Below are 15650 nucleotides of genomic sequence, written 5' to 3'. Positions count from 1 at the left end.
GGTAAATATCCTATCTATATCAATATTAATGTTGTACTCAATATTTATCGTCTTTGATTTATCAAGGTTTAATGATTGTTATAGGGTAGAGGTGCGGGAAATTTTTGGGGAGAGTAGTTGGGAATTTTTTAGGACTTTGATGTATAATTAGATTCATCTGCTATGCATTTATACCCAAAAAATATAAATTATGACTTACCGAGATCCTGATATTGAAGCTGAACTACAACGGATGAAAAGAGAGTTAAATATCCCTGGAAGTAAGAAGGTTAATAGTACAGGTAATCATGATTCTAAATCGCAAGGATTAGATCATGTTATCAATAAGCTAAATCATCTTGTGGGAATGGAAAATGTCAAAAATGACATCAACACTTTCATCAATTTTCTCAAAGTTCAGAAAATGCGGCAAGAACAAGGTTTACCGAATATTTCTATTTCCCTACATTCAGTATTTTGTGGACCTCCTGGAACTGGTAAAACGACAGTTGCACGTTTAATGGGTGAAATATACAAAGAATTAGGAATACTTTCCCAAGGACATCTTGTGGAAACTGATAGATCAGGTTTGGTTGCAGGATATGTTGGACAAACAGCTTTAAAAGTAGATGAAGTTGTGAAATCAGCATTAGATGGAGTTTTATTTATTGATGAAGCTTACGCACTAGCACCAGCAGGTTCAGGAAAAGATTTTGGACAAGAAGCGGTAGATACTTTATTAAAAAGAATTGAAGACTACCGAGATAGATTAGTTGTAATTGTTGCTGGTTATAGTGATGAAATGTCGCATTTTATTGATGCTAATCCTGGTTTACAGTCTAGATTTAATAGATATTTTTATTTTGATGACTATAAACCAGAAGAACTATTAAATATTTTTGAGGGGATATGTAAGCAACAACATTATAGAATAACTCCACGAGGTAAAGAAAAACTACTGCAACATTTCACCAAGTTGTATAATGAAAAAAACAAGAATTTTGGAAATGGTAGACTTGTCAGGAATATCTTTGAAAAAACAATTGAAAAACAAGCTAACAGATTAGTGAAAATAAAAGAAATTAACAAAGAAATGATGATGACAATTACTTGGGAAGATATAGCGTAAATAATTCAATAAATAAATAATATATCAGTAAATTTTAAATTGTAGGGTGCGTCAGACTTGATAAATCCTACAAACAAACAGATTTTTAAAATCTGACGCACCGTAATAATGTGCCGATTGAGTAATTCCTGAAATTAACGAATATAAAAAGATTGATTTTGTTTAGGTGCAGAAGACGGACGCTGGGGTATTTGATTTCGCATTAAAAGTAAAGGAAGACTGAGTAAACCAAAAACCATAACTACTCCCGTCATAATCAAAACTGGTAAACGTTTAGGTCTATAGTCTCCTTGTTCAATTTGCCAAAAAACTTGATTATATCTCCATGCTGCTAAACCAATAGTAAGAATACCAAATACTACTAAAAAAACGCCTAAGTTTTCAGAATTGATTAAGGGGTTTACAGTAGTTTCTTGTTGTGTAAAAGCAATATTAATTTGACGCAAAAATATACCAAATCTAGAAATTGCAAAACCAAACCCAATTAAGGCAATAGAAGTACGTAACCAAGCTAAAAAAGTTCGCTCATTTGCTTGATGTTCTCGGATACGATCAATATTAGGCAATTTACTCATTAATACCAATTATAGCCTTTCCCACTCTAGTTAGATACAAAATTACCCCTCCCCAACCCTCCCCTTGGTAAGCTACGGTGTACACACAAGTCCTATTTAAGATTAAATCGGCGGTTAGAAACCGCAACTACACAGGCAAAACCCACCTCCGTGGGTTAAAAACCAGTATTGTTTCTTAGTCCACGCAGGTGGACTTTGTTTGTGTAGCCGTGATTTATAATCGCCAGGGCTTGTTTTGGGTAATCAGATCACTTGTGTGTACACCGTAGCCTTGGTAAGGGGAGGGTGCGCGACAGCGCGGGTGGGGTGTATTTCACGAGCTTGGGAATTGCTATATATCCCTTCATTATCTAGTATAGACAAGTAATTATTGCTTGTTCCCAGTTCTCGTTCCCAGACTGGGAATGCTATCAAAGGTTCTACCTCCAGTTAATTTCCCATAATTCCGATTGATCAAGAATCACAGTTTGACAACTACAAGATTGTTTAAAAACTGAATAAATTTGATTCAAGGTTTATCAGGTAAAAGAGGATTAGTAATTACACAAGGATTAGCATCACACTGTTTTTGATATAATTGATTGACATAACTTTTTTGCCAAGCCAGAGGAACTTCTAACAAAGATAAAGTCCCAGTCATTGCCAAACCTAAAAATAATAAGAGTGCAACACAATTAGCAATAATATGTACCCTTCGCCAAACATTGGTTTTATCTTTATAAATTTCCGGTAAAATTGCCAAAGATATAATCATTAATAAAACCGCAGCCATCCCATAATAGTAATGAGACATATACCATTTATTTGTTAGACGATAAACGCCATCTTGGCAACCAAGGACAACTAAACCCATACCTGTCAGAGTAGCAAACACACCACGCCAATTTTTATCCTTGGCTTTAGCTTTATAGAGGAGAATTGCAGAACCTATCGTTGCCGCAAAAAGCAAGACAATAAATACTACTTGAAAAGATGATTGCAGCCAAAGTTTTTTTTCTAAAATATTACTAAAAATAGCAAAAGCTAGTGCTATCAAGACAATACTAATAACAAAACCTGTTAACCAGCGACCTAATTGCACGTGTTCTTGTCCTGCAACTGGTGGAATTTTACTTTTACCAGTAGCTATAGTTTCTAAGCGACGTTGACGTACTTGTAAAGCACGATTTAACACTATACCAATTAACGGAAAAACGACAGTTACAGCAATGACTGGATGCAGGAGTAAGATTATATCTTTGAGTGTCATATCAACTATTCAAAGTATTTATTGAGTTCTGAAAATTGTAAAAAACACATTAGGAATAATACCTAAAATGCCTTGACATTTATATGTGGTAAAAACCACAAAGCTCGGTCTTAAGAAAATAGTAGGTTGGGTTAAGCGACAGCGCAACCCAACAAAACCCCAAAAATTTTGGGTTTCCCTACAGCACATACCATTTGCCACAAACAGGTAAAACCAACGCCCCAACCTATACAGTGTCAGGTTGTTGGATTTAACTGAACTATTTTGTAGTAAAAATGTAAATTAACCACAGTGAAAAAAAGGAAAAAATTATTTGACTTCGCCAGCTTGAAATCTAGTTACTTTACCTTGCTTGATATTTACTACCACATCATAAGTAGCGCAGTAGGCAATTGTCACATTGTTGGCTTTATTGTATAAATTAACTACCATACCTGCACCACCTGGTTGTACAGCAATTGGTTCTAAGTCACCAAAAAAGAAACGACGTAGTTGATCACCGCTACCAAACTGGCCTTTATTCTTCATCAGCATATCAATCTTTTGTTTAGCAGTTAAGCCAGTAGTATCTTTCATTTCGGCTTTCTGCATTTGCTTAACTTCTTGGGCTGACGCTTGAACTAAACTAGGATTAATAGCTTTGAGTGGAGCATCCCAAACTGTCATCATACCAGCTAGAGCCACAGTTGCAAGCAGAGAAGAAGTAAATTTCATTAGCGTTTTCCTGAATTAATTTCAACTATGCAAAGCATCCCATTCAATACTGAACCAGAGATGAAGGCAAACCATAAATTTTCTGAGTTTATCGGAAATAATAATTAAATTTCTACTCAGCATTTTCTCATAAAAACTTTACTTAGCCAATATAGTATGATTTATTGTGGCTGAATAGCATCAGATCTATAGTGAATAAACTCAAAAAATGGCATGATTTAGTTGACAAAATTCCCGGACAAGTATATCTTTGTTTGGCTACTTTGATTTTTGGTATTTCTAGTGCCGTAACTCGCAAGTTAACAGAAATTGGAGCGCAGAATTTAATAGCTGATCGCAATCCCATTTCTTTGTGTAACGTCTTATTTGTAGGGAATCTCTGCGCCTTAATATTTTTAGTCATCATTTATTGGCGACAGTGGACCAAAGCTACTCTCCAGAAACTTTCTCAACGGGATTGGTTTTATCTCACCATAGTAGCCATTCTTTCAGGAGCCTTAGCTCCTAGTTTATTTTTCCAGGCTTTAGCTCTCACCAATGTCAACAACGTCGTTTTAGTTGGACGCTTAGAACCACCTCTGACACTAGCTTTATCAGTCTGGTGCTTAAAAGAAAGGGTAACTCGTTGGCAAGTTATAGGAGCATTTTTAGCTTTTGTTGGTGTTACCTTGAGCATTATCCTTCAGCCACCAGCACAAGCCATGATGAACATGGGAGGTTTTACCATAGGACTAGGCGAAATTCTTACGGCTGTAGCCTCAGTAGCCGTAGCTGTTGCCGCAATTATTGCTAAACAACGTCTTTCCCAAATTCCTTTAGGTATCTATAGCATTTTTCGGACTGCTTTGGGAACGGTGATATTTTTTGTTGTGGCTTTAACACTCTATGGTAAAGAGCATTTTATGGATGTATTCTCACCGTTCCTTTGGCAGTGGATGTTATTGTATAGTGCAGTAATTGTGGTTTTAGGTCAATTACTGTGGCTCAGAGGCTTCAAAACTTCCTCTGTATCCACAACTATTTTAGTTGGCTCAGTGACACCAGTTATCAGTATTTTAGGAGCTTATTTAATCTTGGGTGAAATTCCTACTCAAGCACAATATATTGGTGGTAGCTTGGTTTTAGTTAGTATATTGTTGAGCCAAATCCAAACAAAACGCCAAATTAGTCCGTTTGTATCCCAGATGAATTTAACTCCAATCAAACAAAAAATAGAAGCAGAAATGGGCTTTAAGGGTTTTTAACCACAGCTTGATTCTCACCTGATTATCCAAAATACGCTAAAATTCAAGCAGAGCAAGCATTCCCACACACATATCCATGCTAGAAACTCTCGCTTCCCGAATTTACGAACTTGAACAATTTGCCAACACCCTTGTCACTAACCAACTCACCCACCTCAGCATTGTGAGTATTGGCATCATCTTTGCAGCTGGCTTGCTCACCAGCCTTACGCCATGTATGCTATCTATGTTGCCAATTACCATTGGCTATATTGGTGGTTATGAAGCCAAAAGTCGTTTACAAGCCGCCGCACAATCTACTTGGTTTGCTTTGGGATTAGCAACCACATTAGCAGGCATGGGAATTATAGCAGGTTTAGTTGGAAAAGTCTACGGTCAAGTGGGAATTGGTTTACCAATTATTGTCAGCATTATTGCTATTATTATGGGGCTGAATTTATTAGAAGCCTTACCTCTACAATTTCCATCTTTGAACGAAACAAATTGGATTTCCCAAGATTTGCCTCCCGGAGTCCGTTCCTACTCCATTGGTTTAACATTTGGGTTAGTCGCTTCACCTTGTAGTACACCAGTTTTAGCTAGTTTATTAGGTTGGGTTGCTAATACTCAAGATTTAATTTTAGGTGCTGTTTTATTACTTTCTTACACAGCTGGATATGTAGCCCCTTTAATTTTAGCAGGTACATTTACTGCGTCGATTAAAAAACTATTAGAATTGCGTCGCTGGTCTGGTTGGATTAATCCTATCAGTGGTGCATTATTAGTAGGATTTGGTGTGTTTTCCTTAATTTCTCGCATTCCTCTTAGTAATTTATAGGCATGACTTTAGATAATACAACATCCACAGAATTAAGTTGGTGGTTAATACCTTGGCGATTTATCCGGCGTGAAATTCTGCCTGTATTGACCGATTTACGTTTGGCAATTATCCTATTATTAGTAATTGCCTTATTTAGCATTAGTGGTACGGTAATTGAACAGGGACAGTTGCCAGCATTTTACCAATCTAATTACCCAGAACATCCTGCTTTATTTGGTTTCCTATCTTGGAAAGTAATTCAGGTTGTAGGCTTAGATCACGTATATCGAACTTGGTGGTTTTTATCTTTATTAGTTCTATTTGGAACTAGCTTAACTGCTTGCACTTTTACCCGGCAATTACCAGCTTTAAAAGCTGCACAACGTTGGAAATATTATGAAGAACCTAGACAATTTCAAAAGTTAGCTTTGAGTGCAGAATTAGATGCGAGTTCTTTGCAATCACTCACTCCCATATTACAAGAAAAACGTTATCGCATATTTCAGGAAAAAGATGATCTTCTCTACGCCCGTAAAGGTATAGTCGGACGCATAGGGCCAATTATTGTTCATATTGGCATCGTCGCTATCCTCTTAGGGGGAATTTGGGGTGCCATGACAGGTTTTATGGCTCAAGAACTGATTTCTAGTGGTGAAACTTTTCAAGTTAAAAATATTATTGATGCTGGCCCTTGGTCATCTCAAGATGTGTTGAAAGATTGGTCTGTGCGTGTAAATCGGTTTTGGATTGATTACACTCCTACGGGGGGAATTGACCAATTTTATTCTGATCTATCTGTGTTGAATAATGAGGGTAAAGAAGTTGACCACGAGAAGATTTATGTCAACCAACCTCTGCGTTATCATGGCGTAGTTTTTTATCAAACTGATTGGGGAATTTCTAGTGTCCGTGTGAGATTAAATAAAAGTCCGATTTTTCAATTACCTATGGCGCAATTAGACACCAAAGGAAAAGGACGAATTTGGGGAACTTGGATTCCGACTAAACCTGATTTAAGTGAAGGTGTATCTCTGCTGGCAAAGGATCTGCAAGGCATGGTATTAATTTATGATGCTCAAGGCAAATTAATTAATACTGTTCGTGCAGGAATGTCTGTTCCTGTAAATGGAATCAATTTGAAAATCCTTGATGTTGTTGGTAGCACGGGGTTACAAATTAAATTTGACCCTGGTATTCCCATTGTTTATACAGGGTTTGCTTTGTTGATGTTGGGTGTAGTGATGAGTTATTTTTCCCATTCCCAAGTTTGGGCTTTACAAAAGGGCAATATGCTTTATGTAGGTGGGAAAACTAACCGCGTTCAAGTTGCTTTTGAAAGAGAGGTTTTAGGGATTTTAGATCAACTGACTAACCCAGCACAAAAATAATTTTTTCTTCATCTTTGGGGCATAATAGCAATTGAGTGGTGTATTTTATTGCTATGAATAAATCCAATATTCAATCACTGATTGCAAGTATCCACCAAGAACTGATCCCACAGTTAATTGTGGAAAGTGTCCATCCTCACAACCCAGCACAAGTACGCCATATTCCTGCGCCTTGGCAACTACTAGGTACAGGAAACTACGCAGCAGTAGTTTATCATCCTGAATACCCGGACTTGGTGGTTAAAATTTACGCACCCGGTCGTCCTGGCTTTGAGGAGGAACTAGAAGTTTACGGTCGTCTTGGTTCTCACCCGGCTTTTTCTGAGTGTTTTTATGCCCACGAAGGCTTGTTAGTCTTAAAAAGATTATATGGTGTTACCCTTTATGATTGTCTGCACAAAGGTTTGCGTATTCCTCCCCAGGTAATCAAAGATATTGAGAGTGCTTTGGACTATGCGCGAACTCGTGGGCTTTACCCTCATGATGTTCATGGCAAGAATGTGATGATGTCTGAGGGGAGAGGTTTAGTTGTTGATATTTCTGATTTTCTGCAACAGGAATACTGCTCAAAATGGGATAATTTGAAAAAGGCTTATTATTTGATATATTTGCCTATTTTCTATCCTTTGCGGTTGCGAGTACCTTATCCACTTTTAGATAGGGTTCGCAAAACCTACCGCTTTGTAAATTCTTTTGCAGGTAAGGTATTTAAATTCATTAACAGGTTAATTCGTCGGAAATCTCTCAAAAATTAATGGTGTGGGTTTGAAAAGATGCTCAAATTTCATTTTATACTTCTCAAACATTCTTTTAGAGACTTGTAAATCAACAAATATCCAAAACATTACAGGACTTACGCAAGTATAAAATTTAATATCATTTATTCGGTGCGTCAGATATTGTAAATCTAATAACCAATTTATAGGTCTGACGCACCCTACAAAGCAAGCCAGTTGGGTAAGTCCTCACTAGTAACCTGTGTTAAAAAATCTCGTCTTTTTCTTTTATATGTTTTACCTCAACCACAGTATGTACATTTCCACGGGGAGTAAAATCTGTCTTTACAGTTACTTCCAACGGGTCGCAAGCAGCGACAAAATCATCTAAGATTTGATTTGCTGTTTCTTCGTGGGAAATATAGCGATCGCGATAACTATTAATATACAGCTTCAAAGCCTTTAGTTCTACCACCCTTTCATCAGGGATATAGGTAATATAAATAGTCGCAAAGTCAGGATAACCGGAAAATGGACATTTACAGGTAAATTCCGGCAAGGTAATACTAATATCATAGCGTCTACCCACACGCGGATTAGGGAATGTAATTAATTTCCCTTCTGCAATCTCGCGTTCACCATATTTCATTTCTGGGTTTGCTGAGGTAATAGTCTCAGGTAAAGTATTACTCATAAAATTTAGTCAAAAAAATGCAGAGATTCATAACTACTAACTTAACACTCATTACTCATAACTCGCTACTCAGTACTCTTGTCCCAGTCTGGACAATTCGCATCATCCCAACCGTGGGGATGCATAGCACAAACTAGCAAGTTACCGCTATAAACTTGTCCATGATAGTTGCTACAACCAATACAAGCAGCGTTTTTTTCTATTGTAGGTTCGACTGCATAAGGAAAACCGGGATCTACATCTCCTACCACGTCTTCCAATTCCCAGAAAACTTCCAAAAGCGGTTCGGCTAATTCTTGTAAGTACTGGTCAATATCAGCAGCAATGTTATTGTGTATCTGTTCGGTAATTTCTTCTGTCAGCTCAAAAAATGAATCTACCATGTCATTCATTGCTAGGAAGAAGCTCTCTACTTCATCAGCCACAGTTTCGATGATTTCAACTAAGTCTTTTTGCCACGGTTCCATAAGCTTAACTGCCTTAATGGCTACAAACAGGATGCTTAATATACCTGCTTGTAAGTGCTAGTGTACACAATAGGAAATGCACATAAAACAAGCTGTGCATATAGAATCATTGCCAACTGACAACTTTTGCTGAGTCCTCAAAGTAAAAAGTAATTTTTTGTAATTTTTTACTGATCGCTTTTGAGTTGCTCTAACTTTTGCTGCAATTCTAGTACTTGTTGGCGTAAATGATCAACGTTTCCAGTTGGTTCTTGTTTAACAGTTGGTTCTTCATCTACCTCCAAGATTTCGATGCGACGAGGTTCAGAAGGGGCTGTTTTTTCAGGTGTATCACCAGGTGCTTGGGGCTGTTGGGCTTGCTTCATCATATCTTCGACGAAACGACGAGCTTCTTCTGTATTCATTTCGCCCTTAGCAACCATCTCATCAGCCAATTTTTGGACTTGCGATCGCAGTTCGGCTAATTTCCCCCCTGCTTTCTCACCAGCGTAAGAAGCCAAGCCTACACCGAGGTAAAAAGCTTTTTGAACAATATCTCCAAAACCAGGCATTGCTGCAAAGCGCTCCTAAAAATGGGGCGACCCGGAGACTACGCCTACCACAAGCATCCCTTATTGCTGCTACCTTCCGGTCCTGACAAGATTTGGGCGTTGAAGTTGCATAGATCCAGGTCTAAAAGTAATCATAACATGAAAATTCAGTAATTGTGTGTCATTCCATAACAATTCGCCATTCGTAAAGCTGATAAGTGACACAACCGTTATGTACCAAGGGATCACCAGCAACTATGGCCTGTGCTTCATCCATTGACGCTGCCTCAAACAACATCATTCCCCCTCCTCGTTGCGCCCAATAGCCTGTTTTAGCTTTGTGTCCTTTATCTATCAAGTCTTGTACATAGGCTGTGTGGGCGGGTACATATTGATCAAAGGTGGGTTTATCCACTTTACCTGCTTCAATCTTTACAAACCAAGGCATATCAATTTTAGATTTGGAATTGGCAATAACTTATCATATCCTTGATTTTTGTCCATATTGCATGATCATGACAATGGACATTGACAAAATTAAATATGCCTTCCCCAACACTCTGCTGGAAACGCTACTAATTGACGACGCTAAACACTGCAATATTAAATCAGAGTTTTCTTTTTGGTCTTGTAGATGTTGAGCAAAATATGTTTAAAAAATGGTTACGAATATTTATTTTTATTCAATTATTACAATATACCAATGATGGATAATAGGGAAAATACGGATTTTCCTCAAATTAAATCCACCACGATAGCATCATGATCACCGAACTAATTCTCAATCCCAATCAAGCTCTCAGACTAGGCTCAAAAGGTGAAAAAGTTGAGCAGTTGCAACAAATATTAAAAGCACTCAACCTAGATCCAGGTTTGATAGATGGTGATTTTGGCAACAAGACTTTAGCCGCAGTGCAACAGTTTCAACAACAACAGAAACTTGAAGCTGATGGAATTGTGGGAGTGAATACTCAGAATGCTTTAAATCAGTCTATTGCCAACTTAAATCAAAACCTTTATGGTGGCAAATCTGGAAAACTACCGCTTTCAGGAATTGCTATTATTAAAGAATTTGAAGGGTTGTTTTTAGAGGCCTATCCTGATCCTGATCCTAAAAATGGTGGTAAACCTATCACCATTGGTTGGGGAACCACTCGCAAAAAAGATGGTAGTGAATGGAACTTAGGTGAAAAAATTACCAAAGAAGAAGCAGAAGAACTTTTGATTTCTCAACTAGAAAATAATTATTTACCAAGTCTGCAAAAAATTCCTGTATGGAATGAGTTGAACCCTAACCAACAGGGAGCTTTATTAAGTTTTGGTTACAACTTAGGTGCTAATTTTTATGGTGCTGCTAATTTCCAGAGCATTACTAGAGTCTTAAAAAATAAACAGTGGGATGAAATAGAAGAAACTTTTGTTAAGTACAGAAACCCTGGTAGTCTTGTTGAAGAGGGTTTAAAGCGCAGGAGATTGGCAGAAGCTAAACTATTTTTAACTAATTTGCCGTCAGCCCCCTACTGAACCTAAAAGGTTAGTGGCAAGCCAATACTTGTCGGTTAAGCTCAAAACAATGAAATTATGTAGGTTGGGTTGAACAAAGTGAAACCCAACAAACCCTTGTAAATGTTGGGTTATGCCTCCGGCACACTACGTGTTCACGAAGTGTCCTGTAGGGATAGGTTTCTCAAGCCAACCTACGAAAATCCGTAACCGAACAGTATTGAGTGGCAAGCAATATCTGAAATTTGGTTGGGGAAGGTTCGTCTTTGCTGTAGGAGGGGAGGTAAGACCAAAGCTTAGACTTTCGTCTAAGTTGCGGCACTCCCCATGCTTACAGAAGCCGAAACTGTTCTTGGTACTCCAATTCAGTGTGGGTAGTTCACACTATATTACTCACCTTCGACCAAAGCACGATATTCGTCGGCTGTCATGGCTTCATCAAGCTCACCAGGGTCATTGATACGGACTTTGATCAACCAACCTTCACCATGTGGGTCGTCTGATACTTGTTCGGGAAATTGAATCAAAATCTCATTGCGTTCTATTACTGTACCGCTGATTGGCGCATTGAGTTCCTCAACGGCTTTTACTGATTCGATTGTACCAAATTTGTCGCCCAGGCTGATCGCATCTCCAATGTCTGCCAGTTCTAAATGTACAATATCACCCAATTCATCTACAGCAAATGCGCTAATACCAATAGTAGCAATTTCTCCATCTAGGCGTGCATACTCATGAGAATCTAGATATCGCAAATCTTGCGGATATTCAAAAGACATAAAACTTCCTCTTCCACGTTCAAAAATTAGTGTTACAACAGTAACCCAAAACACATTATTCCTTAAAACCTTCAAAGGTTATCAATTAGTTACACGATTTTTTGAGCGATAAAAGGGACGTTTGATAACTACTGCGGGGTACGCTTTACCCCGAATTTCCACTTCTAGCTGCTGTTTGACGGTTGCTAATTGGGTAGGAACGTAAGCTAAGGCTATGGGATAACCGAGTGTTGGTGAGATAGTTCCACTAGTTACTTCTCCAACAACTTGACTTGAGGATAACACTGGGTAGCCATGACGAGCAATATTCCTGCCTTGGGTTTGTAAACCTATGAGTTTACGCTGCACTCCTTCAGTTTTTTGTTGTTCTAAAACACTACGCCCAATAAAATCGCCTTTGGTATCTAAATGAACTAACCAACCTAAACCAGCTTCTAAGGGTGTGGTATTATCGTCGATGTCTTGACCATAAAGCGCCATTGCTGCTTCTAGACGCAGAGTATCTCTGGCACCGAGTCCACAAGGGATGACACCAAGATTATGGAGATGTTGCCATAATTTTACCCCTACTTCTGGATCTACCATGACTTCAAAGCCATCTTCCCCAGTGTAGCCTGTACGGGCGAGGAAGGCGGGTTGACCGAGAATGTTTGTTTCTAGATGCCCAAAGGCTTTGACTGGTGTTAAATCTGCTGATACTAAGGACTGGAGATGGCTGGTGGCTTTTGGCCCTTGTACGGCAATTAAGACTTTATGCCGTGACAGGTCTTGGAACTGGACTGTATCAGGGTCTAAGTGTGCTAAGATCCATGCTTTATCTTTATCGGTGGTTGAGGCATTGACTATAATGACTACATTTTGTGTATCTGTGGTGTCTTTGCCTAAGTAATAAATAATGATGTCGTCAATAATTCCGGCTTGATCATTTAACAATACTGTGTATTGGGCTTGACCTGGTTGTAAGCGACTCAAGTCTGAGGGAACTAGGTTTTCAAGCTGGTCAATGAGGGTTTTACCTTGAAGGGTAAACTTACCCATGTGGGAGATGTCAAACATTCCAGCGTTGTTTCTGACCGCTGCGTGTTCACTGCTGATACTGCTATATTGTACGGGCATTTCCCAGCCACCAAAATTGGTGAAACGGGCTTTGAGTTCTAGAGCCGTTTGATACAGAGGGGTTCGCGCTGGAGATTGGGAGGTCGAGGTATCATGGAGGGTTCCCCCATGAGTTACTGCCGACGGGGTAATATTTTCTTGATTAGTCACAGGTAGTTAGTTAGGCGTGCGATCGCGGGTACGCTTGCCGGAGGCATCGCACCTCAATATCTATCTATCCTACGAGATGAGTTCTAATTTAGCAGATAATTACTCAACACTCCCTAGTACGGTTTAATAATTAATAGTGGAAGTGTTGAGATTTATTAAGCAGAAATTATGAAGTATTGGCAAATATTGGCTAGTTTTGTTTTAGCTGTGGTGCTGTTTGTGTCTCCCTTACCAGCAGAAGCTGCGAGTTCTTCTAGTGTTAATAGTTCTATTGGTAACATTGATAACAAAGGAGCCAGTGGACAAGACTATTCTGGTCAAAACTTAGCCGGGACTGAGTTTACTAGCGTGAAATTAGAGAATACTAACTTTAGCAATGCTGATTTACGTGGTGGTGTATTTAATGGTGCTTTATTAGAGGGCGTAAATCTACATGGTGTAGATTTTAGGCAGGGTATTGCTTATCTTGCCAGGTTCAAAAATACAGATTTCAGTGATGCGGTGTTGACAGATGCCATGATGTTACGCACAACTTTTGATGATGTTGATGTCACTGGAGCAGATTTTACTAACGCAATTTTAGATATGACACAGGTGAAAAAACTCTGTGCAAATGCTAGCGGTGTCAATTCTCAAACTGGGGTAGACACTCGTGAGTCTTTAGGTTGTAAGTAAATACCAGAATAATTTTATCCCTCTCCCCACTGTTTCCTGTGGAGGGGGATTTTCTCAATTTACAGAAGATTTTGCTAACTCTACAAAAAAGATGATCCAATCTTGTGAGACGGGCATCCTGCCTATTCTTCTTTTAGGTTACTAGGTTACGTAGTTTATTAAACTGGCACTTTAGTATTAATTCTCCATAAAAATAATGCAAGAGCCAGAAAAAGCTGGTTGGTGTTGTTCTAAATGCGATCGCCTTTTACCTTCGGATCAACCAAAAGAATCCCGTACACATACATCTACAAGTACACCACTGGAACAGAAATCCATCGGACAACAGACCCAAAAATTTAGCCCCTCTATATAACCAAGGTGTCATCTTAGTTACCATCGGGGCGGTAGGGGTAATATTTTTGCGGGGCAATTGTCGCTGTTTGATAGTCAAAAGTTGAGAAGTGCTGAATTTTTTGGAGGAGCTATTATGTTCCAGGACGGGAGCGAATATGATCGGGTATATGATAGCGATCGCCTAATATTTCTAACAAAGGACCATTCACGTCAAATTTAACCATACTTACCGAAGCGACCAAAATATTTACCCGATAACGATAGCGTCCCAAATCAATTCCCAGTAAACTACAAAGCATAATCCGAATCGTGGCTTTATGGGCAACTACTAAAACATTACCTTGGGGATGTTTTTCTTGAATTTCCGCAATTACAGCCATAGAACGGTTAGCTATCTCTACCGCAGTTTCTCCTCCTAGTGGTGCATTCCAAGCGGGTTCTGTCAACCATTTTACATAGTTTTCTGGGTAATTTTCTTGAACAAACGATTTACTCTTGGTTTCCCATTCACCGTAACTACCTTCTCTAAGTCCTTCACGCAACTGCATCTCCATACCAGTAGCATTACAAAATGGCTGGGCAGTGGCAATGGTGCGTTTCATGGGACTAGCATAAACTGCTGACCACTTCAAGTTTTGATAAACATCAGCAAAACTCTCTGCCATCTGTATTCCTTCAGAGGTCAATTCTGCATCAGTTGCACCGCAGAAATTACCACTTTGACTAAAAGTAGTTTCGCCATGTCGTAGTAAATATAAATTGAGTGTCATAGCTGGCGATGGGGATAAAAGAGTTTGTGCAAAAATAAAATACCATCAATCTCGCAATCGAGTCTGCTCCCCCAGGACAAAGAAATCCTCCAAAAAAGTCAATTCCCCCACAAACTTTTGTCTGCGAGTTCACCTGAGACTGCTAAGGGGGGAACGGTTCAACTCATCCTTATAAAATTGCCAATTGGGCATAAATTTATTCATTAAAGCCACAAATCTCTCTCCATGATTGCGTTCTAACAAATGCACCATTTCATGAACTACAACATATTCTAAGCAGTGGGGGTATTTTTTGGCTAATTCGAGATTTAGCCAGATGCGTTTGGCTTGGATGTTGCAAGTACCCCATTTGGTTTTCATTAGTTTTATCCCCCAGTCATTCACCTTAACGCTCATGTTGGGTTCCCACTTGGCGATTAATGGGGGAATATCCTTTTTTAACTGCTGTCGATACCAGGACATCATTACTTGTTGTCGTTGGGCTTCATTACTTCCTGCTTTCACATAAAGGTCAATATAAGTATTATTTTTAATTTCTACTTTAGGATTAGCCTGAGAATAGATAACATTTAATAAATAGGATTTACCTTGAAAATAATGACTTTCTCCAGACACAAATTCTCTTGGTGATTGGCGTTCTTGGGTGGCAAAATTAGCTTGATGTTTTTTAATCCAGGCTAGTTTGGAAATAGCAAATAAACGTACAGAATCGTCATCAATGTGTAAGGGTGTGGCGATACGTACCCGCCCATCAGGTGGATAAACTCCCAAGTGTAGGTTTTTAATGTCTTTTCTGGCAACGTCTATGACGAGTTCACCGATTGTTATTTGGTGCAT

General features: G+C 38.8%; 19 protein-coding genes and 1 other RNA gene. 8 read left to right on the top strand and 12 right to left on the bottom strand.

Features of this window, described 5'->3' with window-relative positions; translation table 11 throughout:
* Window positions 1–190 precede the first annotated feature (190 nt).
* Window positions 191–1108, top strand: a complete 918-nt coding sequence (locus tag AC012T_RS08635; RefSeq protein ID WP_487064849.1) for an AAA family ATPase — start codon at window positions 191–193, stop codon at window positions 1106–1108.
* Window positions 1109–1242: 134 nt separating this feature from the next.
* On the opposite strand, the gene AC012T_RS08630 is transcribed toward AC012T_RS08635, so the two are convergent.
* The 3 genes from AC012T_RS08630 to AC012T_RS08620 all read right to left on the bottom strand — a co-directional run bounded on the left by AC012T_RS08630 (window position 1243) and on the right by AC012T_RS08620 (window position 3646).
* Window positions 1243–1683, bottom strand: a complete 441-nt coding sequence (locus AC012T_RS08630; protein ID WP_487064847.1) for a YidH family protein — start codon at window positions 1681–1683, stop codon at window positions 1243–1245.
* A gap of 508 nt (window positions 1684–2191) precedes the next feature.
* Window positions 2192–2932, bottom strand: coding sequence for a DUF4079 domain-containing protein (locus AC012T_RS08625; RefSeq protein ID WP_487064845.1), 741 nt, complete (start codon window positions 2930–2932; stop codon window positions 2192–2194).
* Between the two features lie 309 nt (window positions 2933–3241).
* Window positions 3242–3646 carry a hypothetical protein gene (locus AC012T_RS08620; protein WP_487064843.1) on the bottom strand — a complete coding sequence of 135 codons (405 nt, stop codon included), beginning with the start codon at window positions 3644–3646 and terminating at the stop codon, window positions 3242–3244.
* Between the two features lie 191 nt (window positions 3647–3837).
* Here AC012T_RS08620 and AC012T_RS08615 point away from each other — a divergent pair, with 191 nt between their 5' ends.
* The 4 genes from AC012T_RS08615 to AC012T_RS08600 all read left to right on the top strand — a co-directional run bounded on the left by AC012T_RS08615 (window position 3838) and on the right by AC012T_RS08600 (window position 7832).
* Window positions 3838–4890: a DMT family transporter gene (locus tag AC012T_RS08615; RefSeq protein WP_487064841.1), complete on the top strand. Its 1053-nt coding sequence runs from the start codon at window positions 3838–3840 to the stop codon at window positions 4888–4890.
* Between the two features lie 76 nt (window positions 4891–4966).
* On the top strand, window positions 4967–5707 hold the full coding sequence (locus AC012T_RS08610) for a cytochrome c biogenesis protein CcdA (protein WP_487064839.1): 741 nt from the start codon (window positions 4967–4969) through the stop codon (window positions 5705–5707).
* 2 nt (window positions 5708–5709) lie between these two features.
* Window positions 5710–7077 (top strand): cytochrome c biogenesis protein, encoded by a 1368-nt coding sequence (locus AC012T_RS08605; RefSeq protein WP_487064837.1) that lies wholly within the window; start codon window positions 5710–5712, stop codon window positions 7075–7077.
* 53 nt (window positions 7078–7130) lie between these two features.
* Window positions 7131–7832 carry a serine/threonine protein kinase gene (locus tag AC012T_RS08600; protein WP_487064835.1) on the top strand — a complete coding sequence of 234 codons (702 nt, stop codon included), beginning with the start codon at window positions 7131–7133 and terminating at the stop codon, window positions 7830–7832.
* A 226-nt stretch (window positions 7833–8058) separates the two neighbouring features.
* Here AC012T_RS08600 and queF read toward each other — a convergent pair whose 3' ends face one another.
* The 5 genes from queF to AC012T_RS08575 form a co-directional block, all read right to left on the bottom strand.
* Complete coding sequence (queF, locus tag AC012T_RS08595; RefSeq protein ID WP_487064833.1) at window positions 8059–8487, bottom strand: preQ(1) synthase; 429 nt, start codon at window positions 8485–8487, stop codon at window positions 8059–8061.
* 65 nt (window positions 8488–8552) lie between these two features.
* On the bottom strand, window positions 8553–8954 hold the full coding sequence (locus AC012T_RS08590; RefSeq protein ID WP_487064831.1) for a hypothetical protein: 402 nt from the start codon (window positions 8952–8954) through the stop codon (window positions 8553–8555).
* Between the two features lie 167 nt (window positions 8955–9121).
* Window positions 9122–9505: a phasin family protein gene (locus AC012T_RS08585; RefSeq protein WP_438891919.1), complete on the bottom strand. Its 384-nt coding sequence runs from the start codon at window positions 9503–9505 to the stop codon at window positions 9122–9124.
* A 25-nt stretch (window positions 9506–9530) separates the two neighbouring features.
* An RNA gene (gene ffs, locus AC012T_RS08580) (signal recognition particle sRNA small type) lies at window positions 9531–9627 on the bottom strand.
* Window positions 9628–9665: 38 nt separating this feature from the next.
* Window positions 9666–9932, bottom strand: a complete 267-nt coding sequence (locus AC012T_RS08575; RefSeq protein ID WP_438891918.1) for a YciI family protein — start codon at window positions 9930–9932, stop codon at window positions 9666–9668.
* Window positions 9933–10246: 314 nt separating this feature from the next.
* Between AC012T_RS08575 and AC012T_RS08570 the strand changes: the two genes are divergently transcribed.
* Window positions 10247–11008, top strand: coding sequence for a glycoside hydrolase family protein (locus tag AC012T_RS08570; RefSeq protein WP_487064829.1), 762 nt, complete (start codon window positions 10247–10249; stop codon window positions 11006–11008).
* A gap of 368 nt (window positions 11009–11376) precedes the next feature.
* On the opposite strand, the gene gcvH is transcribed toward AC012T_RS08570, so the two are convergent.
* Together gcvH and gcvT are read right to left on the bottom strand one after the other, a co-directional pair.
* The gene (gcvH, locus tag AC012T_RS08565) at window positions 11377–11766 is read right to left on the bottom strand and encodes a glycine cleavage system protein GcvH (protein WP_015213010.1); all 390 of its coding nucleotides are present in this window, start codon (window positions 11764–11766) and stop codon (window positions 11377–11379) included.
* Between the two features lie 81 nt (window positions 11767–11847).
* A complete protein-coding gene (gcvT, locus tag AC012T_RS08560; protein ID WP_487066515.1) occupies window positions 11848–13014 on the bottom strand; it encodes a glycine cleavage system aminomethyltransferase GcvT in 1167 nt (388 codons plus the stop codon).
* Window positions 13015–13200: 186 nt separating this feature from the next.
* Here gcvT and AC012T_RS08555 point away from each other — a divergent pair, with 186 nt between their 5' ends.
* Both AC012T_RS08555 and AC012T_RS08550 read left to right on the top strand, forming a co-directional pair.
* Window positions 13201–13707, top strand: a complete 507-nt coding sequence (locus AC012T_RS08555; protein ID WP_487064826.1) for a pentapeptide repeat-containing protein — start codon at window positions 13201–13203, stop codon at window positions 13705–13707.
* 196 nt (window positions 13708–13903) lie between these two features.
* The gene (locus AC012T_RS08550) at window positions 13904–14062 is read left to right on the top strand and encodes a hypothetical protein (RefSeq protein ID WP_487064824.1); all 159 of its coding nucleotides are present in this window, start codon (window positions 13904–13906) and stop codon (window positions 14060–14062) included.
* A 112-nt stretch (window positions 14063–14174) separates the two neighbouring features.
* Here AC012T_RS08550 and AC012T_RS08545 read toward each other — a convergent pair whose 3' ends face one another.
* Window positions 14175–14813 (bottom strand): histidine phosphatase family protein, encoded by a 639-nt coding sequence (locus tag AC012T_RS08545; protein WP_487064822.1) that lies wholly within the window; start codon window positions 14811–14813, stop codon window positions 14175–14177.
* Window positions 14814–14942: 129 nt separating this feature from the next.
* Window positions 14943–15650: a M48 family metallopeptidase gene (locus AC012T_RS08540; protein WP_487064820.1), complete on the bottom strand. Its 708-nt coding sequence runs from the start codon at window positions 15648–15650 to the stop codon at window positions 14943–14945.

It is taken from the genome of Anabaena sp. EIM26 (assembly GCF_057568715.1).
This window is presented reverse-complemented; position numbering and strand designations above follow the sequence as displayed.